The following is a 25049-nucleotide window of genomic DNA, read 5'->3' as shown; positions in this document are numbered from 1 at the left end:
AAATGCTGCCAAAAATATTGAGAAACTTTAATGTCTTTGTAGATGGAAGGGGCTATGCAGGAAAAATAGAGGAAATTACTCTACCAAAGCTTACCATAAAAACGGAAGAGTATAGAGCTGGTGGTATGGATATTCCAGTAAGCATTGACATGGGAATGGAGAAACTTGAAGCAGACTTTACTTTCGCTGAGTATGATTCAGAACTATTTAGACTTTTTGGCTTGATAGATGGAAACTCAGTATCTTTAACGCTCCGTGGAGGAATGCAAGGTAGTGGTAGCAATGAGGTTGAAGGAGTAATTATCAACCTTAGAGGCATATTCAAAGAATTTGATTTTGGTAGCTGGAAACCTGCTGAAAAAGCCACTCTAAAATGCACTGTAGCTGCTCATTATTATAAACTTACGATAGGTGGCAATGAGCTGATAGAGATCGATGCTGAAAATATGATAAGAAAGATAAATGGTGTTGATCAAATGGCCTTGCTGCAAACGGTTTTAGGAATATGAAAACTTATTTGAAATTTTATTTTTTAAGGAGAAGCATATTAAAATAACTTTAAAAGTGTAAAAATATTTTATTTTTTAGGAGAATTTTATGAAAACTATAACACTAAACAACCCAATTACAGTTGATGGAATTTCTGTCTCAGAGTTATCGATGCGCGAACCTAAAGTAAGAGATTTACTTGCTATAGAACGTATAGAAGGAGAAGCCTTGAAAGAAGTAGCTTTAATTGCTAATCTAACATCCGTGCCAAAAGAAGCAGTTGAGGATTTATGTATTAAAGATTATGTAGAAATACAAAAGGTGCTAAAAGATTTTTTGTCACCGCTGGAACAGAGAACTTAAAGTATAATGTATTACTACTCAGTTCTATTTCAGGAAGTGGAATTGAGCAGATTACTAATATGGATGTAAATGAATTTTTATCATGGGTAGAAATAAGTAAAGGAGTAGCAAAAAAATGTCAATGCTTTCAATAAAAATAGGTGCGACGTTAGATGGAAGTTTTAATAATGCAATGACAGGTAGTGCAGCAAAGCTTTCTAAGCTGGGTGATAGTATAAGGCAGCTTGATTCGTCAATGAAATCTGTTTCCAAATTTAAGCAACTAAATTATGATGCCCTTGAAGCAATGAAGAATTGGAAGGAAGCGGAGAAGAAAGCAAAAGAATCAGCTGCAGCAATTGCTAAAGAGAAGAAGGAAAAAAAAGAGCCAAGCAAAGCACTGAGAAATGAATTCGAAAAATTGAAAGCATCAGCATCAAAAGCAAAAGAGGCTTATATCAAAAAGAGAGATGCACTTCACACATTAAATGAAGAAATCAGGAAAAGTGGAAAGGATGTCAAATCTTTAGTGAGAGATCAAACTAAACTTGGTTCATCTATTGAAGTACTAAAAGGAAAATACAGTAAATTAGGATCTGTAATACAAAAACAGCGAAATGCTTTGGCAAAAAAAGCGCATTATAGATCACAAGTAATGGAAACTATAGGACTAGGTCTTTCACTTGCAGCACCAATTAAAGTTGCGATTGACTTTGAAAGTGCTATGGCTGATGTTAAAAAGGTAGTAAATTTCAAGGATGGAACAAATGAAGCCGAAGAATTTGCTCAAAAATTGAAGAAATTATCCCGTGAAATACCATTATCAGCTTCAGAGTTAGCACAAATAGCTGCAAGTGGTGGACAGCTTGGTATCAACAAAGGTAAGCTACTTGAATTTACCACAACAGTAGCTAAAATGGCCACAGCATTTGATATGTCTGCTGAACAGGCTGGTGATTCCATAGCTAAACTCGCTAACATTTATGGAATTGCAGTAGAGAAGATGGAAGGAGTTGGTGATGTTATAAATTACCTATCAGATAATACTGCAGCTAAGGCAAACGATATGATTGAAGCACTTGCTAGAGTGGGTGGTAATGCAAAACAATTTGGTTTAGATATTAATCAGACAAGTAGTTTAGTAAATGCCTTCGTTAGTTTAGGTAAACAACCTGAAAAAGCAGCAACTGCTATCAATGCTCTGCTTTCTAAACTTCAAACTGCTGAAGGGCAAGGAAAAGAGTTCAAAGCAGCATTGGAATCGATAGGTATCGCTGCAGAGGAAATGTCACAAAAGGTTGCTGAAAACGGGCAAAACGCTCTACTTTATTTTTTTGAAACTCTAGAAAAAGTAGATAGACAGGAACGTTCACAAATCCTTCTCAATCTCTTTGGTCAAGAATATCAAGATGATATTGCATTAATAGTTGGAAGTTTGGAAGAATATAAAAAAGCAATAGATTTTGTGGCTGATAAAGAAAAGTATAACAAATCTATGCAAAAGGAATTTAATAACCGTGCAAGTACTACAGCAAATAATTTGCAGCTACTTAAAAATACAATAGCAGAGCTAGGAATGAACTTAGGGTCAGTTATGCTACCTCCTTTAAATTGGATAAGTAAGATTTTGAGGTCAATATCTACAGGTATAGCTTGGTTCGCAGAGAAGTGTCCAATTTTAACTACAGGAGTTATGAGCATAATTTCAGCTCTTATTATTGGCAAGATTGCAGTGGTAGGTTTTGGTTATGCATTTGCATTGGCTGGAGGTGGAATACTAACTTTTAAGGCTATTTTGCAGGGAACACTTTTGCCAGTATTAACTTCGTTATCAGCGCGAGTAATTCCAGCAGTAATCATGGGACTGAAAGCTTTAACGCTAACCAATCCTATAGGAGCTGCTATTGCTGGACTATCAGTTGGTGCAGCGCTTGTAATTGCTAATTGGCAAAAGGTAAAGGACTTTTTTTCAAGTCTCTGGAAATCAATTACAAAATCTATAGAAAATTGGATTGGTATAGGAAAATTTTTTAATGATAGTCCAATAAAAGCATTAGAGAAACCAGTAGAAGCAAAAATAGGCAGTGCAACTAGTGAAAATAATGTTTTTAGTAAAGGAAATCCTTTATTGAATAATAATGCTTTTAGTAGAATTTCGAATAGTAGAACGAATATTGAAAGTGTGATTACAGAAAAAAGTTCTGTAGCAGATAATTCAGAGAAAGTTTTAAAAGACTGTGAAAAGTGTGAACAAAAAATTTTCAATCAAACTTTTACATTTAATATAAGTATAAAAGCAGAACCTAACCAAGATGTACGTAGTCTTGCTGATGCAGTAATAAAAAGAATAAGGGAAAAATCTCGTGATGTTTTATTTGATTCAATAGAGCAAATTTACTAATGCTATCACTTGGTCAACATAAGCTTTCTCCAACAAGTGTAAGGTATAGTAAAGAAAATCGTTGGAGTACAATTGAGTCTATTGGTAAAATACCTTCATTACAAAATATTGGCCAAGGTACAGAAAATATAGACTTAGAAGGAATAATTTATTTCCATAATCTGAATGATTTAAATCAATTAAAAAGTATGAAAGAAACTGAGAAAAATCATGAACCAAGTATCTTAGTAGACAATTTAGGGAATGTTTTGGGAAGATTTGTTATTGTGCGGTTAGAAGAAAAGCAAACGTCGTATTTTCCCTGTGGATTACCAAAAAAGGTTGAATTTAGCTTAAGTTTAAGGCGTTATGCATGACAGTATATTATGTAGTCCGAGAAAATGAAATGTTAGATTACATATGTTTTAAACACTATGGATATAGCTCTGGAGCAGTAGAAATAGTATTGGAGGAAAACCCTGGACTTGCAGATTATGGAAGTTTTTTGCCTGCAGGATTAAAGATCAGGTTACCTACAATACAAGAGCAATTAAAAAAGTCGAAGTTAAAAGTGTGGGAATAAATGAAACCTGAATTTAGCATTGAAGGAATAAAAGATCATGTAATATCGGTGCATCTTACCGACGAATCTGGTACTATAGATGATGTTGCAGAGGTATGTATTGATCATGGCAATGAAAATGTAGAAATTCCAAATGAATTGAACATAGCACTAGGTTATAAGGAAACGGGAATCTTTCCAATGGGTGTATATACAGTCAACGAAGTTACGATACAAGGCCCACCTAAGACTCTACTAATCAAAGCTCATGCAACAAATTTAAGAATATCTTTGAAGGCAAAAGTATCAAAAGAATGGCGCCAAATTACCATAGAAAACTTAGTAAAAGAAATAGCCCAAAAACATGGATATGGATACAAAGTCGCTGAGGAATTTAAGAATGTATTAATACCCCATATTAATCAGGTAGATGAAAGTGATATAAGTCTGTTAACAAAGATCGCAACAGAGCGTGAAGCAATGGCAAAATTAGCTGGTGGGTACATATTATTTATTTCAAAAAACATGGCAAAATCAGCCACAGGAAAAGCTTTAGGAACAACGACTATTAGACCTCAAGACACAATTAATTGGAAAGTGCATTTTACTGTACGTGATAAGTATAATTCAGTAGTAGCAAAATGGCATAGCTATGAAAAGGGTGAGACTATTAAAGAAACAGTTGGTAGTGGCGAGCCAAGTTATATTATGCTAGAAATCTATCCAAATGCAGAGTCAGCATTAAGTGCAGCAAATGCCAAGTTGAAACAATTGAAGCGTAACAATGAAGCTTTAGATATAACTATGCCTGGTAATCCAGAGTTATTTGCAGAAGCTAAACTTAATCTTATAGGTTTTAATCAAGCGGTAGATGGTAAATGGATAGTTAATAGAGCGGAGCATACTTTAAATAGCTCAGGTTACCTTACTATGTTGTCAGCATCTTTGAGTAAGTAATGTTAATAAAAAATGAGTAAATGATCTATTTAATATTAAAAAGATGTTGAATATGGATAAATTGGGTCAAGATACAAAAAACAAGCTGCATTTTTGGTGGCTTATAACAGTAATAGTATGTATTATTGCTACCTATTCCTACATGAAGGCAAAAGCTGAAGGTAATTATAAAACGATACTACGCATTGCTTCTCAAAATTGTAACTTAGATGTAGTAAAGTTTTCAGTAGAAAATTTATTAAGTGTTAACACACGAGTTCCTAAATTAACAGCATTACATCATGCATCTGATTCAGGATGCTTGAAAGTTACTAAATTTTTAGTATACCAAGGAGCTGACATTAGTGCATTAGGTGAAAATGAAAGATGGACAGCATTACATTTTGCTGCATTAGAAGGGCACTTAGAAGTAGTGAGTTTTTTACTGGAAAGAGGTGCAAATCCTAATGTTAGAGATAGAAGTGGAAAAAACCCTCGAGATGTAGCTGTAATAGAATCAAGGCAAAACAAAGACAAGCCCTACGATCAAATAATAAAGCTACTTGCAGAAGCAGAGAACCGATAACATAAAGAAATCACTAAAGCTGTAAGTTTTTTATGATCTCTATATAAACTCCCAAAACCATCCATAATAGATTAATACTTTCACATGAAAAAGCAAAAAATCCCAATAGCGGTAATAATAACAATAGTTCTACAGACTGTAGGATTCATATGGTGGTTGGCAAAACTTGACTTACGTGTACACATCCATGATAAATTTATAGAAAAAAACCAAGAACTAATCGAAATAGTCTATCGACTTGAAGAGAGAGTGAAAAACCTCACTGAAGAAGTCAACGAACTTGAAGCTATTCACAAACACAAATAAATTTTACAGTGACAAAGTACATTTTATCTGTAGATGGAGGTGGCATTAGAGGGATAATACCTGCCATTATTCTAGCAGAAATAGAGCAAAGGACAAGAAAAACGATTGCTGAAATCTTTCACTTAATGGCAGGAACCTCAACCGGTGGAATTGTTATAGCAGGATTATGTAAAAAAGATAAACAAGGAAATCCTCAATATTCAGCCAATGATTTAGTCGAGCTTTACCAAAAATACGGGTCATATATTTTCAAGTCTTCATTCTTCAGGCGATCAATATTATCTTGGTTTAACTGTACACAATACCCACATAAAAATATTGAATTTGTACTGGATAAATATTTTGGTGATGATACTCTGCAAAACACTTTAAGTCATTTGCTAATTACAAGTTATGATATTCATAACAACTGTCCTTTCTTTTTTAAGAGCTGGAAAGAAGATAAAGATTTTGTCAAATTAAAAGATGCACTCAGAGCTACAACAGCTGCTCCAACGTACTTCACACCAAAACGTCTGAAAATTAGCCAAACAGAGAGAGTATTGATAGATGGTGGAGTGTTTGCAAATAATCCAGCGGCTTGTGCATATGCAAGTGGTAAGAGGTTATTTCCAAATGATGAGATTATACTGCTATCAATAGGCACTGGTGGAACAGATAGAAGTATAAAGTATGCTAACTCAAGGAAATTTGGCAAAATAGGGTGGATCAAGCCACTACTGAATGTGATGTTTGCCTCTGGATTGGATTGCGTTGATTATCAACTAGAACAAGTAATAGACGATAAATATATAAGAATACAATCGCAATTGAAAGTAGCATCGACTGAGATGGACAATATTACACTCAAAAATATCAAATCTCTTCAGCAAGAGGCAAATGCAATGATAGAGGACAACCAGAAATTAATAGATAAACTTTGCGATTTCATATCTTAATTTATACCAAGCAAAATTCAACTGAGCCAAAAAAGTTGGTTAGCAAATTCTACTGGTTAAATCATTAACTAACTTTACTTATATCTTAAAGACATTCAATTTTCACACTCACCCAACTCATCAGCAGTTAGGCCACTTGCTCGCAAAATAACATCATTAGAAACACCTGCCTTCACTAGATTTTTCGCAACCTTGATCTTTTCTGTTTTTTTAACTTTCTCTTTGCTATTCTTCATATCCCTAGATAAAAATTTCTTCACTAATTCTTGCTCTTCAGTTTTTCTTAGTAAATTAAGTAGTTCACTATCTTCATTTGTTTTAGGTAGCAGAACTTTAATATTCACTGATAATCCTTCTGCTATTTGATATAATTTATCAAATGATATGGCAGTGTATCCTATTTCATACTCGTGTATTTCCTTGAGTGTTAAACCAACTTTGTTTGCTAAATCTTTTTGAGTATACCTTTTTATCAATCTCCATTCTCTTATTCTTTGCCCTACTCTGTAGTATATAGAATCAGTGCAGACTTCTTTCTCTGTATTATCATACTCGTAAATAGATAGGCCGGTTGCTTGGGAAATTATGTCAACTGAAACTCCTTCTTTTACTAGATTTTTTGCTACCTCTAATCTTGCTTCTTCTTGATTAATTTTTTCACTAATATGAACAAACCTGACTAATGAAGGTACTATTTTGCCTAACTTTTGATTCTCGTATATTTTTGTTAGATAGAGTATTTCCTCGTCTTCATAGCTGTCTTCCCTTACTATTACTGATTCAGGTAATAAATCTACAACATCAACTGATAATACTCTTGCTATTACATATAGTACTTCAATTGGAATAGGGCTATATCCATTTTCATAACTGTTTACTTCTTGGTATGTTAAACCTATTTGACCTGCTAATCCTATTTGAGTATGACCTCGCATTAACCTACAATTTTCTATTCTTTGCCCTATTCCATAGCTAACATTGCTTGCAGAAACAAACACATATACCCCCATTTAAGAAAAAAACTTTATTGCTATAATTTTTTCATGAGCTACCCATCTAAAACTACATCAACAGGTAAACCTACCGCTTGCAAAATAATATCAATAGAAATTCCACCTTTTACTAGATCCTTTGCAACTTTAATCCTTTCTATCTCTCTCACTTTCTCCTCACAAATCCTTATGCCTTCAAATAAAGATCTTATTAGTGCATTGCGTAGTTCTTGGCTCTCAATTTCTTTGTATTCTTTAATCAAATCAGGTAGCTCATTTTCTATCTCATCTCCTGTGAGTTCAAGTAGGTCCATAATGTTAATTGATAACACCTTTGCTATTCCATATAATTTATCAAGTGGAACAGCAGTCCTTCCTTGTTCATAGTTGCTTATTTCGTGACGGGTTGTATTCATTTTCTCTGCTAAATCTTTTTGAGTATACTCTCTCACTAGCCTCCATTCTTTTATCTTCTTTCCTATTTGGTAGTAGATAGAACCAACCTTTTCTTCAATACATTCATCAGCAGAGAGACCAATTGTTTTCGCAACAATATCAACAGAAACCCCTGCTTTAATCAAGCCCTTTGCAATTTTTACTTTCTCTGCTTTCCTACTACTTTTTTCACTAACTTGGACAAATTTGGTTAGTAAACAAAACATTTTACGTAGCTCTTTATCGTTAATCTTTTTATATTTTCTTACCAGATTGAGTATCTCTTCTTCTTCATTTTCAAGGCAAATTTTCTCACTTGATACAGGAATTAGATCCACAATACTTACTGACAATGCTTCCGCTATAGCGTACAACCTTTCAATTGAAATTCTACGATTCCCTTTTTCATATTGTAGTATCACCCAGTACTTTACACCAATTTTCCTCGCTAAATCCTTCTGAGTATGACCTCTCTCTAACCTCCAATTTTTCACTTTTTCCCCTACTTCACAATCTAGACTTTTTTCCACGAAAACAACCATGCGTATAATATTTTCTACTATAGCTCAATTTTGTTAAGGCTCCAGATATAATGGTAAGAAAAAACCTCTGGAACCTTAAAGTTGACTGTAGACACATTAAAGTTTTCTAAAAGTTTCTTTACTACCTTCACGTATCCTATTTACCCACGGAGACAATACTTCATCATTACTAATCTCTTTTATAGCATACTTTTCACTCCATATGCCACATCTAGTGAAACTACCTCTCTCTATTGCTTCTTTAAGTTTTACTCCCCCGAAAAGGCAATTTTTTCCAATTTCTTCTCCTCTTTCTTGTAATTTAGACCATATTTCCTTATTTTCTACTCTTACTTGTACTTGATCATATTTTTTTACATCGTGGTACAATATAATATTTAGCTTACCAATGCTTGTAGGAAATTCTAACATGACAGAGCTGCCATCTGAAATATCGGTATAGTTTCTTATACCTCCCTTCTCACTTTTAACCTCAACTGCATCATTACCAATTTTTAAAATATTACTTCCTAACTCTCTCAGTATTTTAGCTACCTCTACCTTACTATTCCCAGAAAATTCTATATACGATGTTGTATTATCTATCTCAACATCTATTAATTCTCCTTCTTGCATAGCATTTTCGCCAGCTTTCTCTAGTTCTTCTAGTCTCTCATCTATCTGTGGCTGAACTTCTGGTTGTAGCTCATTATAGATTTCACCTATCAGTTTATTCTGTAGTAGAGTATCATGAAACTCTGCACCGCTTAGCATTAATTTACGCATTATCTTTTTTCGATCACTTTTTTCTAATTTATGAAAATGTGTACCTAATACTACATGTTCTGCAAAACTCCATTCCCCATCATTATATGCATTTAGCCTTGCTCCAGCAGCTAGTACTTGACTTATAACCTTGTTCAATTCATTTATGTTCTTTGCCTCTACCACAGCACTCTTAAACCAGCTCAACTTTTCACTTTCGCTTGCACTTGGTTTTATTTTTTGCAAATTTGAAGCAAATGGGTTTAACACTTCTGGATAATCTGCTTGATCGCTTACAGGTTTTGTGCCATATATATAATCAAGTCCTTTTCCGTAGTTGATTTTGTTTTCGCGAACGTTTTTGCTAGGAAAAGGCACCTCTCCAAGCTTTTTAGCCTTATTAATTTTACTTACAAAAGTAGACTGCTCTTTAGTACGACCAATTCCTACAATAGCATTTAACATCTCACCTTTTGATAATCTATCAAGATCAATGTTTAACTCGTAAGTACCTCCTTCTTGATCATCAAAAGGTACAATTATCTTATTACCCATATTATCCTCACTATTAAAAATACTTTTCAAAAACTTTGTTATTATACATTCTATTACTCATTATAAATTATAGTGAGTAGATTTGCAAATACTTTCTACTATAACAATCCGTTTTCTCGAAAGCTGAAATAGCCTCCACTTGTGATGATAATATGGTCAAACAATTTTACGCTTACAGTACTACATGCTGCTGCTAAGCTCTTCGTTACTGCTTGATCTTCTTCTGACGGCTCTAAGCTCCCTCCAGGGTGGTTGTGTGACATTATTATTGATGTTGCATTTTTTATTAATGCTTTTTTTATAATCTCCTTTATATACACCGGTGCTTTTTCCATTTCACCAATATAAGATTCTTCTCCGATTAATTGGCGCCTCTTATTCAAATACAGTATTTTTACACATTCCCTTTCTGAGTGGCCTATACTTACGTTTAAGTACTCTACTAGCCCTTGTAAGTCCATTATTGGCTCACTCTTGAGTTTTTCTCTCAGTACCCTTTCTAGTGTTTCCTTAACACACATAATCATTGCTACTGCAGAATCAGTCACTCCTTCTATAACTTTCAGGTCATCCATTTCTCTACCTAAAATCCTTCCTACTCCCGTATAAGTATTCACCAGATTTTTAGCAATTTCCTGAGCCTGCGGCCTTTCATGTACTGCACTTAGAAACGTTTCCATTATTTCACGATCAAGTAGTGCTTTGCCTTTGCTTTCTAATATTCTGAATTCGATTTCTTCTTTACTTTTATTCATATAATTTACCCTTCACTAACAACAAACTTTTTTTAAATATTTACTGCTGTTTTTTATCAGCATTGGCATAGAGCCATAGCTTTCGAGTGAAGTCAAATCAATTTCTCAATCTTTTTTACTTATTTTTTCATTAAAAAGTAAAGATATTAATAGATGCTGATTTTTTTATTTTAAATTTGTTGAATTTCGTCTAAAGAGATGCCTACTGTTTTTAAAATAATATTGATAGAAATTCCTTTTTTTACTAAGTCTTTTGCAATTTTGATCTTTTCTGCTCTTTTCACTTTTTCTTCGCAAATTTGTATGCTTTCAAACAGAGATTTTATTAGTACATTACGTAGTTCTTGGCTTTTAATCTTTTTATATTCTTCTATTAACCTTGATAGTTCCACTTCACTATTTTCATTTTCTGCTGTTTCTGGAAGCAGATCTGTAATATTAATTAATAGTACCTTTGCTATTTCATCTAACATTTCAAGTGAAACACCAGCTCGTCCTTGTTCATATTCATATATTCTTTGATTTATTATGCCCACTTTACTTGCTAAATCTTCTTGTGTGTATCCTCTTCTCAACCTCCATTCTTTTATTCTTCGACCTACTTTATACGGAATAGAAATTTTTTTTTCATCATTATCATATTCACCAATAGATAAATTAGTTGTTCGAGAGATAACATGAGTAGAAACTCCTTCCTTAACTAAACCCTTTGCTACTTCTATTTTTACCGCCTTTCCACTTTCTTCCTCACTAATACGGATGAATTTAGTTAATAAATAAAACGTTTCGCGTAATTCTTGATCCTTAATCTCTCTATGTCTTCTTACTAGATTTAATACCTCTTCTCCCTCGTACTTTTCCTCATTTGATACTTCTTGTCCGCAAGCTAGATCTCTAGCAGTTGTTGATAATGCTTCTGCTAATTCATATAACTTCTTAATTGAAATTCTGCGTGTTCCTTTTTCATATTGCAGTATTACCTGATATGTTGTATCGATTTTTTTTGCTAAATCTTTTTGAGTATATCCCTTTGCTAACCTACGATTTCTTACTTCCTGTCCTATTACTTTGTAATCTAAAAAATTAGAGCATTTATTCTCTTTTTTCACATTTTATACTCCATAACCAGAAGAGCTGTTACGTATACTTAATTGGGAACCTTTTTGACAAACTGAACTCATCTCCTTTCAAACAATTTTTCTATATCACTTAGTTTCATTTCTATATACGTTGGTCTTCCGTGATTGCATTGCCCAGCATAAGGTGTTTCCTCCATTTGTCTCATCAACTCATTCATCTCCTCCAACTTCATTGCCCTCCCAGCTCTAATTGACCCATGGCACGCAATGGTAGCTAGTATCTTGTTCACTTTTTCTTCTATAGGTAGCGTATCTCCTATCTCCATTAATCTATCAACTATATTCATCACTATCTCTTTCACATTTATTGTTCCTAAAATTGCAGGTATTTCTTTCACCCTTACTTTATCTTCTGATTCTATTTCAATACCAAAACCCATTTCGAAAAGCTTATCTTTATACATTTCAACCATCTCCATTCCTGCTTGGTTTTTAATCTCGACTATTTCAGGAAGAAGAAGCTTTTGCCTTTTTATGCTTGATTTTTGTTTTAAGCACTCATAGATCAACCTCTCATGAGCTGCGTGCTGGTCTACTATAATTAATTCGCCTTTAGCCTCAGCAATAATGTAAGTATTGTAGACCTGACAGCGTGCATATCCTAGAGGATGATCCGCTATTAAATCAATTTGCTTCCTTTCTAAAACCATCGTTCCCTTTTGGGGTGGAGATTCTCCACATTTAAACGTTTCTGGTAAGCTTTGCCTTCTTTCATCTGGTGCATTGAATTCTTTCATTAGACGATTTTCTAAAAGATTTGGCCTCCTTTCGTAAAATTCTTTTTGACCCTTTACTTCTCTGCTTTTTCCATTATTAACACGCTCATTATTCCTTTGACTTTCACTAACATCAAAAGGCGAACCACCCAGTTCTTCTCCAATACCTTGACACCTAGATCCATCAATATCACTCACTGAAGAGGTATCTATTCTCATTGACAACGCTTTTATTAGCCCTCTTCTCACTATTTCATATATTAACCTCTTATTTTGAAATCTTACTTCCGATTTATTTGGATGCACATTTACATCTACTTGGTCATATGGTACTTCTAAATGCAACACTGCAAAAGGATACCTATTGTTTGGAATAAAATCGTGATACGCATATCTAATTGCACCAACAAGTAAATTGTCTTTTATTGGCCTTCCATTAACAAACGTATAAATCTGAGTTGAGTTGCCACGATTGACATTAGGTTTACAGATGTGTCCCTTAAGTTTGATGCCTTCTTCTTCCTCTTTAACTTCCAGTGAATTGCTTTGAAATTCTTCTTCTATTTCACATAATCTGTTGAACAGCGAAGTTTGCTTAACATATTTTAAGAGCTTCTTATTACCAGAAGTGAGAGTAAACCCAATACTATAATTAATCATCGCTAAGTTATTCACAATATCAACAATACTTTGTGTTTCTGCTCTTTCGGTTTTTAGAAATTTTAGTCTATTTGGAGTCGCAAAAAATAAGTCACGAATTTCAATATATGTACCTTGCAACAAAGAACAAGGGGTAATCTCTCTTATTTTTTCTCCTCCCTCATATCTTATAGACCATGCTTCCTTTGCTCCACTTGCCTTGGATGATAATTTCATTCTGCTTACTGCTGCAATTGAAGGCAGAGCCTCCCCTCTAAAGCCAAGATGTCTGATCTCTATTAACTCACTATCACTTAATTTTGAAGTGGCATGCCTCATAAGTGCTAGTTCCAGATCGTTCTTTTCTATTCCATTTCCATCATCTATCACAGTTATAAGGTTACGTCCACCACTTTCTATTTTAATCTCTATTTCTGAACTTCCAGCATCTATTGCATTTTCTACTAATTCCTTTACTACACTCGCTGGCCTTTCTATTACCTCTCCTGCTGCTATACGGTTTATAGTTTTTGTGTCTAAAAGAATTATTGCCATAACACTCCCTCCAATCTATGAAACTTAGAGCTCCCTCTATTTTTTTGTGATTTCTTGATCTCACAATCTCTATATTTTAGCTTTTTAGATTCCTTTCTAGCAAGTCTATCTGCCTCTTCATTATAGGTATTACCACTGTGAGCTCTAACCCACTTCCAATTAACATCATGCTGTAAAGCAACTTCATCTAGCTCCTGCCATAATTCCCTGTTCTTTACTGGCTTTTTATCAGCTGTCTTCCAACCATTTGTTTTCCACTTGTTGATCCATCCTGTTATACCTTGTTTAATATACTGACTATCAGTGTGTACAATAACTCTGCAGGAAATTTTTAACATCTTTAGCCCATTAATTACAGCCTTTAGCTCCATCTTGTTATTTGTTGTGTTCTCTTCACCTCCAGAGATACGTTTTTTGATAAAGACACTTTTATTTTCATACATTACCACGGCTGCCCATCCACCAGGCCCTGGATTTCCAGAACATGCTCCATCTGTATATATTATAACCTTCTTTTTTTCGCCCATACTTACAGGATATAGATTCAACGTAAATTTGCTACCAAAATATGTTGATATTATTTTTTGAATATTTTAAAATATAAGGTGTGAGAGATTGACAAACCTGTCCTCACGATGTTAGGTAAATCGTAATTGAGCTTTTAGGCTCTTATTTTTATTAGGAGGTTAGTCTCTCACACTGAAAATAAATATTTTTAAGCTCTTAATAGCTCATCAATTCATTTGCTGGGGTTTTAAGGCCTTTTATAAGGCAACTATAAAAAGATGATATCCCCTCTTTCATCTAAAGCCTTAAATGCAATTCTCAGATGATCTCTGACAGACGTTTTTTCATCAACACATTTAAAACAATAAAAAGATTGAACATTTCCTCACAATTGTGTATAATAATTAATGCTTTTTATCTTACTTTCTCATGGCTCTTTCGAAGTTTCTTGATGCACGCAATGATTATGCCTTTAAAAGAATATTTGGCACCGAGAAGAATAAAGATATTCTCATTCATTTCTTGAACGATATTTTAGGCTTTACTGGCTTAGCTGCTATTCACGATGTTGAATTCTTAGCTACCATTTTGGATCCTGAGATTGCCGCTAAAAAGCAGAGTATTGTCGATGTTCTTTGTAAAGACTCTCAAGGTTCAAGATACATTATAGAGATGCAGTTCACTAAAACTAAAGGTTTTGAGAAGCGTGCTCAATATTACGCTGCTAAAGCCTACTCAAGTCAAGCTGATCAAGGTGATGATTATCATAACCTTAAAGAAATTATCTTTATTGCTGTTGCTGATTGTATTATTTTTCCAGATAAGACTGAGTACAAATCTAATCATGTCATTTTAGATCAAAATAGCTTTGAACATGACTTAAAGGATTTTTACTTTGTATTCATAGAACTACCAAAATTTACAAAGACAAAAGAAGACCAACTAGAAAATATAGTAGAAAAATGGTGTTACTTTTTTCGCTATGCAGGAGAAACAAGGGAAGAGGATCTAGATAAAATAGTTGGTAGTGACGTAATAATAAAACGAGCTTATGAAGAGATGAATAAGTTTAATTGGTCAGAAGAAGAGTTACTAGCATATGAACAAATGAAAAAACGCATAATGGATGAGGTAGCTGCTTTAGCCCAAAAATTTGATGAGGGTCTTAAAGTAGGTCAAGAAAAAGGTAGACAAGAAGGTAGACAAGAAGGCATCCAAATCGGCCATCAAAAAGGTAAAATTGAAGGTAAAATTGAAGTTGCAAAAAACTCACTCAAGGCCGGTGTCTCTATTGATGTTATCGCTGAAATCACTGGCCTCTCTTTAGATGAGATCCGAAAATTAAAGGATTAATACGGAAATATTTAAAAAAGCATATATATCAAGTTAAGGGAAAGTAGCATAAAGAAAAAATGGGATGGAAAAACTACTTTAGATAGTAATTAATAAGGTTAGTGGTTATATAGATTACTCTAGGTAAAAATGCTCTAAAAAATAAATGTAACAAATAAAACACCTATTTTAAATTTTGCTATATTAGACAATCTTTCCTTAACTTAATGCAGTTGCTTGAATTGATACCTTTTGATTGAATAAGATAATACGATGCTTTAGTAAATAAAAGGTTGTATTAGAGCTGAATTTTACATCAAAAAATATTTTTCATGATACAAAAAAAATATTATTGATTTTCATGCAATTAGAGAACTTATCCACAGTTACACTTTTATAAAAGATATAAACCTAAATAAAATTTTTATCCTTGTTTGAGTCAAATAATTTTTGACAATAAAAGCATAGTTGATATCATGCCTTTATAAGTAAGTGGCTTACAGTATTAGAAGCAATTAATTAATCGTGGTGTTGACTGTATGATAGTGGTTTCGCTGTTGTATTGGTTGAAGTAAGTTTTGTATGTTTATTTGTGAGGGTGTTTATGCAAGAAAATGAGTCAAGTTTGCCTTCAGGCTTTCGTGCAGGAAAAGCAGCTGCTGGAGGAGATTGTTTCTTTGATTCATTCAGGCAAGGACTAGAAGAAACAAAGAGTATAGATGTAACTGTCAAAGCATTGCGTGGAGTGTGTAAAGATTTTGCATCAAAAGCATTAGGTAATCCATCAGATGAAAGTTACAATTGGTTTCGCAATGCTATTAAGGGAAAACTTGTAGAGCATAATAATCCTGATAAAGGAAATTTTGAAAATATAGATCAATATGTAAGAGAGATTTGTGAGAGTAAAGTATGGGGTGATTCTGACATTGAAGGTAGGATACTTTGTGGGCATTATGGTGTAAAATTGTATGTCGCAGAAATGCAGAAAGGTGCAGACAAATATAATTATGTTTTAGTAGATAGTGAAGGAGTCCATGATCGTGGTTTGGATCCTTATGATTACGATGCTAGTGATACTATACGTTTAGTCAATCAAGGCACTGGTCACTTTGAGCCAGTATTGAGAAAACAAAACGACAGAGGAAGTAATAAGTCTCTTAATGATCTTGAAAAAAAGATTGAAGGTTACCTTGGCGAATCTTTCCATTTTGCTAATATTTTTGCAGGCAGCAGAGAAATTTATTTAGGTAACAATCAAAATGACATCGAAGAAAGAAATTTAAAGTTTGCTGTTCTAACTAATAGAAAAGATTCACGTGATCAACGAATTGTAAGATGCTACACTGTTTCTCATATGGTCAACAGTCGTGGCTCAAGATTCAGTGAAAGAGAGAGGGCGTTGGTAGAAAAAGAACTACCTAGTAACAGTACTGAAGAGGTTAAGCAATCATTTGCATTTAAAGAGTACAAAATGTTTATGGGGGAGAAGAAAGGAAATGAGAGAGAATTAGTCTGTAGGTCGTTTTCTAAAAAACAAGAATTTACTAGAAAGATGAAAAATCCATATGTATGTAATAGATTTGTAACATTAAGTGGAAGCTTAGGTTCACATGGTCTTTTTTCTCCTCCACATACCTCTACACCAATTGCCCGAAGAAATATACCTAGAGGACATGATAAGGCTTACGCGTATAAGTTTTTAGAAGATCTGCTTAAAATAGAGATGAGCCCTGATGTGCTAGTAGATATTATAGTTGATAGTAAAGATGATACTAAAATCGCTGTAGTAGGACGTCCAAAGGTATTGGGAAGTTCTACAAAGCAAATGCGTCATGTTATACCATATTCTTCGATAAAGAGTGCTATTGAAAGTGCGGTGAAAGTAAAAGAAAAAGGTGGCTACATATTACATGTGAAAAACATGGTAGAACAAGTTATGACTCCACTAATAATAAGCAGAGAAGGTTTGTGTTTGACAGAAGGACAGTATGATCAACTTCGACAAAATAATATTATTTCTTCTGATGAACATAATAAATTTAAACTCACGACTAAAACTAAAAAAGGACAACGCAATAGATATCACTTAATATACGATAAAGAGATTATCGAAACCATTAACAAAGAAAAAATTTTTACAGAAGAAGAAATAAAAAAAGCTCGCACTGGTTTTAATGCAAGACTTAGAAAATACATAAGTCATGGAATTGATTATCTAACTGATGGATTAGCTGCAGAAGATATAAACACTGTTACAATAATGTGTGAGGGAGTTGCCAGAATAATATTAACTATGTTTAATCAAGACATACATGCTGCTTTTCCTGAAGAAGGTAATACTCTATCAGAAGAAATTCGTTTATATGAGAGCCAAAACGATGCAAAAGAACCTAAAGCAAAGGTGTTTAGTGTATTGCTACATGACGAAATCACTCAAGAGATAGTCGGAGATTATAATCTTCGTATTAGAATTGTGAATAATGAAGGATATATAGTAAAGAGAACAGCATGTGTGTTGAGTGTTTTAAATTCTTTACTAAAAACTACTTCATATAATATCAATGAAAAAGAAAGTAAGAAATATTTGGATGATTATAATGAAAAGTGTAATTCTACTATTAGAACACATAGTCAAGATTTAGGTAATTATAATGGGAAGATTAATAAAAATAATCTAAATGATGTTCTTTATAATCATGTAGCAAAACATTTGTATGAAGTATTTGATTTTAAACCGTTGGAAAAAAGAGTATTAGCGCCAAGAAGAGAGGCAGGGGATGCTATCAAAGTATATCCTTCTGCTGGTGGTATAAGAGAAGCAGAATATTTAGTACAAGAAGGAGATGAATATAGAAGGTTAAAAATAAATGAAGCAAAAGGTTATAATGATAAAGCAATATTTCGTTCAGGAATGGCTAATAAATTAATAGGAAAAATACTATCTAGTAAAATTGTTTCTCATGTTATTATTCATCTAGTGCCATACAGGTACTTGAAGGATGGTTTTATGGAAAGTGCAGTGGAAGAAGGATTAGGAAATGGAATGCAAGAGGTACTAAATTCTTTTATAAATTTAGTACAGCAAGACTATATTAATGCGCCATTTCACGAAAGAATTGGAGAAGTACTAAATGATGATTGGGTAAATCGAACACTTGAAAAATATCAAGAACAAAATCAGTCTTTTTCTGAAGCAAGCAGTATCATTGTAGATGAAAGTCACACTAAAAAACTGCCAGGGGAAGGTGGTATCGATGGAAGTGATATTACAGCACTACCAAAAGAAGGAGTTGTCACTAATATTGAGCAACTCTTAAAAGGAGAAGGCGTTAAGGAACATATACATATAGGAGGTTATATGAAAAAACGTAAAAGTAATTTACAGATGGCATTTGAAGAAGCACACTCAGATTTCTTATGTGATGCAGTGAATAATAATAACCCTGACTTGATTACACAATGGGTGGAAAATAACCTAATGAAAGGTGACGACCAAATAAGAGGTGGTAAAACATCAAGAACTGCTTTTTATGAGGCAGAAAAATCATTAATGAGAGAGTATATTCTTGAAGGTAAATTTGATAATATTGTCACTCTTCTTGATGCAATTCATAATGAAAAGTTCAAAAGTAGGGATAGCTATAAAGAATTAAAAATAAAAGAATGTGAAGTACTGACAGGTGCAATAGTAATGGCAAGAGGGTCTTTGGAAAGAGATGACACTATGCACAAGAATCTGAATGATTTGTTAAAAGATAAACAAGAGAAATTAAAAAAAATGGAAGATATAGATCTTGAAAAAGATGGAGTATCTACTAAAATAACAGAAGCCCTTAATATAGTTCAGGTTAATTCTGCAGGTAGTTCTAAGGGTAAGTAGTAAAATTCAATGTTTTGTTAAGGCCTTATAAGTGTGTGGTAGGGAGTACTATACTAATTTCGTTTTCCTACCATATCACTAGTAATGGGTTTGTAAATTCTATATAGTTTTGCAGCGGTTTTATGTTGAGTGGTCATATAGTACCATAGTTGATGTTGCTCCAACAAATAACGATCCCTTGACTATAAAAAATCTCAAATTGCTTGCTCTATGACAGATGTATCTTCTTTAAGTCGGCTAGTTTAAGATGGCATGATTGTGTTCCATTCAAAATGTCTTTCTTAACTTTTGGGGTGTCAGATAATTTAAACGTAAGATGCGCTGTATATGTCCAATATTTACTGTAGAACGTAGTTACCTTAGCCAGAAAAAGTTATAGGGAAGTTTGGAATATTTCTATACAAGTGTTAATAAAAAGAATTGCATTCTATACATTTGCAAGTGGAGTAATGTTGATTTATTAATGTTTTTTACTAAGAACTTAAATAAAATAACCATTTCCAGCAACCAAAACCAAGGGCCGTGAGAAGTGTTTTCTTTGGAATGCATTGGTCTACCAAGTGTGCCATACGAACTTTTATTTATAGTAATTTTACTACATTGCAAAGTCAGCTATATTAGCTTGTTTCAGCCATATTTACATACGAACTAATTTGCTTAGCTTTGTTGCAAAGATTTCAAACTTTTATTTTCATAACACCGCTTTTACGTAAAAAGTTCTCAAAAATATACGATCTTTTTTATGTTTTTTAAAAAGTAAACATTCAAGATTTTTATGGCGCTAATTTTTAGTATGTTTCTATACTAATCAATCTAAAGTGGCTATTAATAATCTTATATAAAATCTTGACTTTTTTATTAAAATATTTGATAATTAAAGTATATTATTATTTTTAATAGAAGAGCTTGATATGCCACAGTATAAAGATTTAACAGGAAAGCAAAAAGAATTATATGATAAGTTAAAGACTGCAATAGAAAAACAAGAGGATATTTTTTCTATTCTTAAAGACGTTTCAAAGCAGGATTTACAGCAAGTTCTTACTAATGCAAGTATAACTCAAAAGTTATCAAATGGTATAGAGTATAATCTAACACCCCTTGCCTATGCTATGAATTTCAATGATTTTGAGGAAATAATCAAAGTTATTTTAGATGTAGCTCAAGATAATAGTGTGTTAGAAGAAGTTTTTGTTGGTATAGAAGAATATGATCATACAAAACTTAAGAAGATTTTAGAAACATTAAAAAATCAAGAGCAGAATGAAGAGCAAAAAACTAAAATTGATGGTTGGCTAGAAATACTTACAAAGAACGTATCTAGTAGTCACAAAAGTGATAAACAGCCTTTAGCGCCCGAAAGTAGCATACCTAAAGCTGAAGAAAATATAGCTAATAATGAAGGTATGAAAGATACTTTTAAAATTGAAAGTAATATATCCAAAAGAGAGAATAGTGACAAATATCCTCAGAAAGACACAGTAAAAACTATTAATAGATCAATAATGATTGGTAGTGTTTATGGTTTTATAGCTGCATTAGTAGTTAGTGGTGGATGTTTTGCTGCCGGTGTTGAATTATCAATATTGGCTATAGCTGCAGTAGCTACGTTTTTAATAATAGAAACTATTGCTAGTGGTATTATATATTTAGTATTTAATCCTAGTGATAAGCTAGATAACCCTGACTCAGAAATAGCTAAACAGCAAGTGGTTCCAGAAGTTTGTTAACAAAAGCTTTACAGTCAAGCAGAAGGGAGGGTCATCTTTTACCTTCCTTTCGTGTTTTTTTGTATGGAATGCCTTGTTAAGTTAATAACTTAAGATAATTTCTAAAAAAGTTATTCCGATGCTTATGATTTTTGGAGTATGATGAATTTTTCTTCTGTAGTATTACACTGTTTAATCAATCAAGCTAGGAAACAATTGAAATAGATTTTTTATGGACAGAATTCTTTACGCTATTATAGCAATACTAATTAGATAATGGTGTATATTTACAGGTAAATTCAAATTCTTTAGGTTTATCTGTCTTTTCTAAGTGAATATAAAGTTCTTTATTCTCTGTAACGTTGTTCACACAGCAACAATTTTCAACTTCATACAGGTAATCCTTATGATGTGATTCCCAATTAAGTATTTGGCGTAGTGCTTTCACTTTAGCTTTCGATTCATTCTTTGCAATAACAAATACATTTTTATGCAACTCCGTAAATTTTTTACTATCGTAACCACCAAGGTTGACAAAATAAAGCTTTTCTTCAACGTGGGTAGGTTGTCTCGTTAAGGTAATATTATAATCTTCAGCACTTTCTAATATACCCCAAGCATCAATATGGAAACCTTTTTTTACACCCCACCATTTTGCTTTTACTTCTTCATAAGTATCTTCGATCTTTTCTGCTACTACAAAAAATATATCATGTAGCTCGATTAAAGAGGTTTCAGTTTTACCTCCAACATATATGACAAATATTTTCATGATACATGCCTCCTATCTTTTATTCTCTTTATCATACTAAGTCTGTTCATTAAAAAATCAACAAAAATTAAGAATTTTTAGATGATGAAGTAAAACAGGCATAGATTAGACTTCTTGCATAACTGAGGAAATAATACCAAAAGTAATATTAGTGAAGGTATGAAATTTGAACAAATAAGTAACCTAGATGAAGAGGAGTTTCGAAGATTAACAGAAGTAAAAAGAAAAACATTCGAAAAAATAACAGAAATTTTAATGGAGTAAGAAAAAGGCAAGAGGAGGAAAACCAAATAAACAATGCATGTTTGTTAATGGCGCTAGAATATTTGCGTGACATATTTCATATTGGTATGGAATAAGCTAAAGTGCCTGTTATCGGTTGGATTGAGGATACGTTAATAAAACATTTACACTTCTGGAAGAAAAAGAGCTATTAGATTCGAATGTAGAGTATCAGGTTATGGATAGTAGATGGAACAGAAATATCAATAGAGAGGCAAAAAAAAATTGGAATTATCCATATGAGTTATGAAAGAGGTCTAATATAAATTTATTGATTTATATATGTATTATAATACACTTTAATAGGTAGGTAAGTAATACACATATATATGAGTGAGGTTAAATTAAATAGTAAAGAGAATTCTAACGACTTAGTACATCAAAATCAAGGGCCATTAGTAATTAACTATTGGCAAGACAGAAGTGATGACAAAAAAATCCTTGAAGGTAAAGCGGAAAATACAGATGAATATGATATAAAAAATAAAAAGCTTGCTCAAGAATGAGCTGAATTTGTGTTGCAAGATCTAAACAATCATAATTTTAGTAACACGCACTCACAGTTAGAAGATGATCCATACCAAACAAAAGATGATAGTCAGCAAACCTTTTTCTTTGAAGAAAGTTCACTCTTAATTGAGCAAGAAGTAACTTTAATTGAAAATGAAAGGAAGCTGATTAGTGAGTTTTATAAAGAAATGCAAGATGCTAAAAGCAAAGCTAATACAAAAAGTGCTTTAGAATATATTAAATCCATAACGGATAAATATTTAGAGAGAGGGATAAGAATAAACTCATACTGTGATAATGATGGTGAGGTTATAGTAAATTTAATATTTAAAGAAATCGCAGGTGTTCTCGATAATATTGTATTTATAAATTCCCGCACTGTAGCTCCTGAAATGAAGCCCTATGATTCTTCTGACGATGATGAAGAAGATTACTACAACTTGGATATCATAAGAGAGATTGCTCATGGTTTATTACAAAAAGGAGGAAAAGTAAAAGAGAGCCTCTTTTATCATGATAGGATAAGATATTCGACCACTGCTTTTATAGATAACAATTCTTATAAACAATTTGATGAATATCTCATTGAACAGTATAAAGAAATGAAAAAAAAGTTAAAGGGTATAGCATATGAGTGTGTTGTAAACAAGAGCGAGCAAACTCAAGACAAATTAGAAGTAGAGATTGATAATATCTACTTTTATATAAGATATCCACAAACTAGTATAATTGAACCCATAAAAATCATAGCCAATCAAGAAATAATAGATCGAGGACTCAGAGTTCACATATTAAAAATAGGAAAAAGTACAGTAAAAATTGATAATAGAGGAGAAAAAAGAAATTATGTAGATCTTACAGAAGGTAGTGATGTGGTATTAACTTTCTATACTAGTTTGGGAGAATTAGAAGTTAGATTATATCCTCATGAAACAAATAAAAACTTGATAAGAGTAGAAGTGAGTGATGAAGATCTACTGGAGGACATAGAAAGTTATAATGAAGAAATAGGACAAAATTGCTTATTGGGAGGTTTATCAGTTATTGAAGCTATAAACCGAGGTTTTTTTGTTAGATCTGGTGGATTAATGCGTCCTGAAGTAATAAGCGAGTCTAACAACAAATGGACAGAACGTGAAGAGTTAAGAAGGACTTCTGATCCTAGGAGAGAAGTTTCTAGGTAGATTAATTTGCTAAAAAAGTTGAAGATTATTAGGGAGTGTTAAATAAACTGTGTCAAACCACATTTTAATTCAACTCAATTTTCAATCTATCAGGAAAGAAAATGTCGAGCTGGGACATAGTTAATACGTACAGCACTTTTCTTCCACCTTTTTTATAGCACAATATACCAGCTTGTACAAAGCATTTATACTGGTAAATGAGCCCTTGGTCTTGCCTAATTTGTCTATGCAACCCCTCAATTGGATTAGTGGTGTAAATTACTCTCCTCATTGGATCAGAATACTTGAAATAACTAGACAAATTTTCCCAGTTACTCTGCCACGATTTTATAACCGTAGGGCCCATTTTTCATCCAGTTCTAGTAGATAATTCTCAGCAATTTCCTTGCTTGGTGCTTGATATACCCTCTTCAAATCACTTAAAAAGCTCTTTGTATCTTTGCTAGCCACATACTTCAATGAATTGCGTATCTGATGCACTATACATTTCTGTATTAGGAAAGACGCTGTTTATAGCTGTAGGAAAACTTTTTAACACAGGCTATTAGAATATCTTCTACACCTCTTTCCTTGAGGTCGTTTAGCACACCTAACCAGAACTTCGCTTTCAGCCAAATAGAAGCCTAATACCTCTTTTCTGCCATTCTGATCTATGCCCAATATATTATACATGCACTTGCTTACACATCGTCCGTCCTCTTTTACTTTAAAGAACCATAAAAACTATCGGATAAACTGCCTGTAAAGGACGACTGCGCCATTCGTTAATCACTGGCAATAATTTATCAGTAATACTGGATATTTCAGCAACCGATACCTTATTGTCATAAATTTCTTCGACGTGTGACATTATGTCTCTATATCCCATACCGCTGGCAAACATGCTCAAGATCTTTGTTTCAAGTTCAGAATGCAGGCTTGTTTGTCTTTTTTTGACTATTTGTGGCTCAAAACTTCCTTCTCTATCTCTTGGTGTTAGCAGCTCGAATACTTGTTCGTAAAGTCTTTGAGTTTTTGCCGTTTCTGCGATTGTTTTCTTCGTTCCTATTATTTGATAGATGGCTCTCCATTTCACCTTCTAAACTTGCCTCTAGCAGCTTCTTTATCAATGGTACCATCTCTTCCGGTAAGTGGCCTACCTTCTCGTATAGATGACAGGATATTTGACTCTAACTCTTGATAATTTACTAACCCAACATAGTTATTTGCTATTTTTTCACTCATGTGTAAAACCTCCGTTTTTATATTAACTAAAATACATC

Annotated in this window: 21 protein-coding genes and 2 pseudogenes; 14 read left to right on the top strand and 9 right to left on the bottom strand. The window is 33.1% G+C overall.

The window, feature by feature from the left end:
• Nucleotides 1-2 precede the first annotated feature (2 nt).
• From OOL01_RS02600 to OOL01_RS02560, 9 genes are all read left to right on the top strand, one after another.
• Nucleotides 3-509, top strand: a complete 507-nt coding sequence (locus tag OOL01_RS02600) for a phage major tail tube protein (RefSeq protein ID WP_019236446.1) — start codon at nt 3-5, stop codon at nt 507-509.
• 88 nt (nt 510-597) lie between these two features.
• Entirely contained in the window at nt 598-852 is a 255-nt protein-coding gene (locus tag OOL01_RS02595) for a phage tail assembly protein (protein ID WP_019236447.1), read from the top strand.
• Nucleotides 853-967: 115 nt separating this feature from the next.
• Complete coding sequence (locus OOL01_RS02590) at nt 968-3232, top strand: phage tail tape measure protein (RefSeq protein ID WP_019236448.1); 2265 nt, start codon at nt 968-970, stop codon at nt 3230-3232.
• Nucleotides 3232-3588, top strand: a complete 357-nt coding sequence (locus OOL01_RS02585; RefSeq protein WP_019236449.1) for a phage tail protein — start codon at nt 3232-3234, stop codon at nt 3586-3588. The genes OOL01_RS02590 and OOL01_RS02585 overlap by 1 nt, the downstream gene beginning before the upstream one ends.
• Complete coding sequence (locus OOL01_RS02580) at nt 3585-3794, top strand: tail protein X (RefSeq protein ID WP_019236450.1); 210 nt, start codon at nt 3585-3587, stop codon at nt 3792-3794. Before OOL01_RS02585 ends, OOL01_RS02580 begins: the two co-directional genes overlap by 4 nt.
• Nucleotides 3795-4730: a phage late control D family protein gene (locus OOL01_RS02575; protein WP_019236451.1), complete on the top strand. Its 936-nt coding sequence runs from the start codon at nt 3795-3797 to the stop codon at nt 4728-4730.
• 52 nt (nt 4731-4782) lie between these two features.
• Nucleotides 4783-5295, top strand: a complete 513-nt coding sequence (locus tag OOL01_RS02570) for an ankyrin repeat domain-containing protein (protein WP_019236452.1) — start codon at nt 4783-4785, stop codon at nt 5293-5295.
• A gap of 84 nt (nt 5296-5379) precedes the next feature.
• Nucleotides 5380-5601 carry a hypothetical protein gene (locus OOL01_RS02565; protein WP_019236453.1) on the top strand — a complete coding sequence of 74 codons (222 nt, stop codon included), beginning with the start codon at nt 5380-5382 and terminating at the stop codon, nt 5599-5601.
• Between the two features lie 8 nt (nt 5602-5609).
• Nucleotides 5610-6539 carry a patatin-like phospholipase family protein gene (locus OOL01_RS02560; RefSeq protein ID WP_264687059.1) on the top strand — a complete coding sequence of 310 codons (930 nt, stop codon included), beginning with the start codon at nt 5610-5612 and terminating at the stop codon, nt 6537-6539.
• 95 nt (nt 6540-6634) lie between these two features.
• On the opposite strand, the gene wmk (OOL01_RS02555) is transcribed toward OOL01_RS02560, so the two are convergent.
• The 7 genes and pseudogenes from wmk (OOL01_RS02555) to rnhA all read right to left on the bottom strand — a co-directional run.
• Complete coding sequence (gene wmk, locus OOL01_RS02555) at nt 6635-7549, bottom strand: WO male-killing family protein Wmk (protein WP_405197082.1); 915 nt, start codon at nt 7547-7549, stop codon at nt 6635-6637.
• 38 nt (nt 7550-7587) lie between these two features.
• Nucleotides 7588-8508, bottom strand: coding sequence for a WO male-killing family protein Wmk (gene wmk, locus OOL01_RS02550; protein WP_019236456.1), 921 nt, complete (start codon nt 8506-8508; stop codon nt 7588-7590).
• A gap of 96 nt (nt 8509-8604) precedes the next feature.
• Entirely contained in the window at nt 8605-9807 is a 1203-nt protein-coding gene (locus OOL01_RS02545; protein ID WP_264336147.1) for a hypothetical protein, read from the bottom strand.
• Between the two features lie 98 nt (nt 9808-9905).
• On the bottom strand, nt 9906-10562 hold the full coding sequence (locus OOL01_RS02540) for a JAB domain-containing protein (RefSeq protein ID WP_264336146.1): 657 nt from the start codon (nt 10560-10562) through the stop codon (nt 9906-9908).
• 170 nt (nt 10563-10732) lie between these two features.
• The gene (wmk, locus tag OOL01_RS02535; RefSeq protein WP_264685428.1) at nt 10733-11671 is read right to left on the bottom strand and encodes a WO male-killing family protein Wmk; all 939 of its coding nucleotides are present in this window, start codon (nt 11669-11671) and stop codon (nt 10733-10735) included.
• Nucleotides 11672-11739: 68 nt separating this feature from the next.
• Entirely contained in the window at nt 11740-13611 is a 1872-nt protein-coding gene (gene mutL, locus OOL01_RS02530; RefSeq protein WP_264685427.1) for a DNA mismatch repair endonuclease MutL, read from the bottom strand.
• An 80-nt stretch (nt 13612-13691) separates the two neighbouring features.
• A pseudogene (gene rnhA, locus OOL01_RS02525) lies at nt 13692-14138 on the bottom strand (ribonuclease HI); the annotation flags it as partial.
• A gap of 409 nt (nt 14139-14547) precedes the next feature.
• Between rnhA and OOL01_RS02520 the strand changes: the two are divergent.
• The 3 genes from OOL01_RS02520 to OOL01_RS02510 all read left to right on the top strand — a co-directional run bounded on the left by OOL01_RS02520 (nt 14548) and on the right by OOL01_RS02510 (nt 21060).
• Nucleotides 14548-15471 carry an Rpn family recombination-promoting nuclease/putative transposase gene (locus OOL01_RS02520; RefSeq protein ID WP_019236486.1) on the top strand — a complete coding sequence of 308 codons (924 nt, stop codon included), beginning with the start codon at nt 14548-14550 and terminating at the stop codon, nt 15469-15471.
• A 583-nt stretch (nt 15472-16054) separates the two neighbouring features.
• On the top strand, nt 16055-19330 hold the full coding sequence (locus tag OOL01_RS02515; RefSeq protein ID WP_264685426.1) for an OTU domain-containing protein: 3276 nt from the start codon (nt 16055-16057) through the stop codon (nt 19328-19330).
• A gap of 911 nt (nt 19331-20241) precedes the next feature.
• Complete coding sequence (locus tag OOL01_RS02510) at nt 20242-21060, top strand: hypothetical protein (protein WP_019236487.1); 819 nt, start codon at nt 20242-20244, stop codon at nt 21058-21060.
• Between the two features lie 244 nt (nt 21061-21304).
• On the opposite strand, the gene OOL01_RS02505 is transcribed toward OOL01_RS02510, so the two are convergent.
• A complete protein-coding gene (locus OOL01_RS02505) occupies nt 21305-21811 on the bottom strand; it encodes a DUF1543 domain-containing protein (RefSeq protein ID WP_019236488.1) in 507 nt (168 codons plus the stop codon).
• A gap of 611 nt (nt 21812-22422) precedes the next feature.
• On the opposite strand from OOL01_RS02505, the gene OOL01_RS02500 reads away from it, so the two are divergent.
• Both OOL01_RS02500 and OOL01_RS02495 read left to right on the top strand, forming a co-directional pair.
• Nucleotides 22423-22599: a hypothetical protein gene (locus tag OOL01_RS02500; RefSeq protein ID WP_264687058.1), complete on the top strand. Its 177-nt coding sequence runs from the start codon at nt 22423-22425 to the stop codon at nt 22597-22599.
• A 9-nt stretch (nt 22600-22608) separates the two neighbouring features.
• Entirely contained in the window at nt 22609-23787 is a 1179-nt protein-coding gene (locus tag OOL01_RS02495; protein WP_264687057.1) for a hypothetical protein, read from the top strand.
• 64 nt (nt 23788-23851) lie between these two features.
• Here OOL01_RS02495 and OOL01_RS02490 read toward each other — a convergent pair.
• Nucleotides 23852-25011 (bottom strand): annotated as a pseudogene (locus OOL01_RS02490) (IS256 family transposase).
• Nucleotides 25012-25049 lie beyond the last annotated feature (38 nt).

The organism is Wolbachia endosymbiont (group B) of Rhopobota naevana (assembly GCF_947250615.1).
GTDB lineage: Bacteria > Pseudomonadota > Alphaproteobacteria > Rickettsiales > Anaplasmataceae > Wolbachia.
Note: the sequence above shows the minus strand (reverse complement) of the source record. Positions and strands in the feature narration are given on the sequence as shown.

What these genes read in the sequence shown, in the direction of transcription:
- OOL01_RS02575 (WP_019236451.1), top strand. Translation starts at nt 3,795, where the DNA reads ATGAAACCTGAATTTAGCATTGAAGGAATAAAAGATCATGTAATATCG.
- OOL01_RS02590 (WP_019236448.1), top strand. Translation starts at nt 968, where the DNA reads ATGTCAATGCTTTCAATAAAAATAGGTGCGACGTTAGATGGAAGTTTT.
- OOL01_RS02545 (WP_264336147.1), bottom strand. Translation starts at nt 9,807, where the DNA reads ATGGGTAATAAGATAATTGTACCTTTTGATGATCAAGAAGGAGGTACT.
- wmk (WP_405197082.1), bottom strand. Translation starts at nt 7,549, where the DNA reads ATGGGGGTATATGTGTTTGTTTCTGCAAGCAATGTTAGCTATGGAATA.
- OOL01_RS02520 (WP_019236486.1), top strand. Translation starts at nt 14,548, where the DNA reads ATGGCTCTTTCGAAGTTTCTTGATGCACGCAATGATTATGCCTTTAAA.
- OOL01_RS02540 (WP_264336146.1), bottom strand. Translation starts at nt 10,562, where the DNA reads ATGAATAAAAGTAAAGAAGAAATCGAATTCAGAATATTAGAAAGCAAA.
- OOL01_RS02500 (WP_264687058.1), top strand. Translation starts at nt 22,423, where the DNA reads ATGAGTGAGGTTAAATTAAATAGTAAAGAGAATTCTAACGACTTAGTA.
- OOL01_RS02565 (WP_019236453.1), top strand. Translation starts at nt 5,380, where the DNA reads ATGAAAAAGCAAAAAATCCCAATAGCGGTAATAATAACAATAGTTCTA.
- OOL01_RS02515 (WP_264685426.1), top strand. Translation starts at nt 16,055, where the DNA reads ATGCAAGAAAATGAGTCAAGTTTGCCTTCAGGCTTTCGTGCAGGAAAA.
- OOL01_RS02510 (WP_019236487.1), top strand. Translation starts at nt 20,242, where the DNA reads ATGCCACAGTATAAAGATTTAACAGGAAAGCAAAAAGAATTATATGAT.
- wmk (WP_019236456.1), bottom strand. Translation starts at nt 8,508, where the DNA reads ATGGTTGTTTTCGTGGAAAAAAGTCTAGATTGTGAAGTAGGGGAAAAA.
- OOL01_RS02585 (WP_019236449.1), top strand. Translation starts at nt 3,232, where the DNA reads ATGCTATCACTTGGTCAACATAAGCTTTCTCCAACAAGTGTAAGGTAT.
- OOL01_RS02595 (WP_019236447.1), top strand. Translation starts at nt 598, where the DNA reads ATGAAAACTATAACACTAAACAACCCAATTACAGTTGATGGAATTTCT.
- OOL01_RS02505 (WP_019236488.1), bottom strand. Translation starts at nt 21,811, where the DNA reads ATGAAAATATTTGTCATATATGTTGGAGGTAAAACTGAAACCTCTTTA.
- OOL01_RS02570 (WP_019236452.1), top strand. Translation starts at nt 4,783, where the DNA reads ATGGATAAATTGGGTCAAGATACAAAAAACAAGCTGCATTTTTGGTGG.
- OOL01_RS02580 (WP_019236450.1), top strand. Translation starts at nt 3,585, where the DNA reads ATGACAGTATATTATGTAGTCCGAGAAAATGAAATGTTAGATTACATA.
- OOL01_RS02600 (WP_019236446.1), top strand. Translation starts at nt 3, where the DNA reads ATGCTGCCAAAAATATTGAGAAACTTTAATGTCTTTGTAGATGGAAGG.
- mutL (WP_264685427.1), bottom strand. Translation starts at nt 13,611, where the DNA reads ATGGCAATAATTCTTTTAGACACAAAAACTATAAACCGTATAGCAGCA.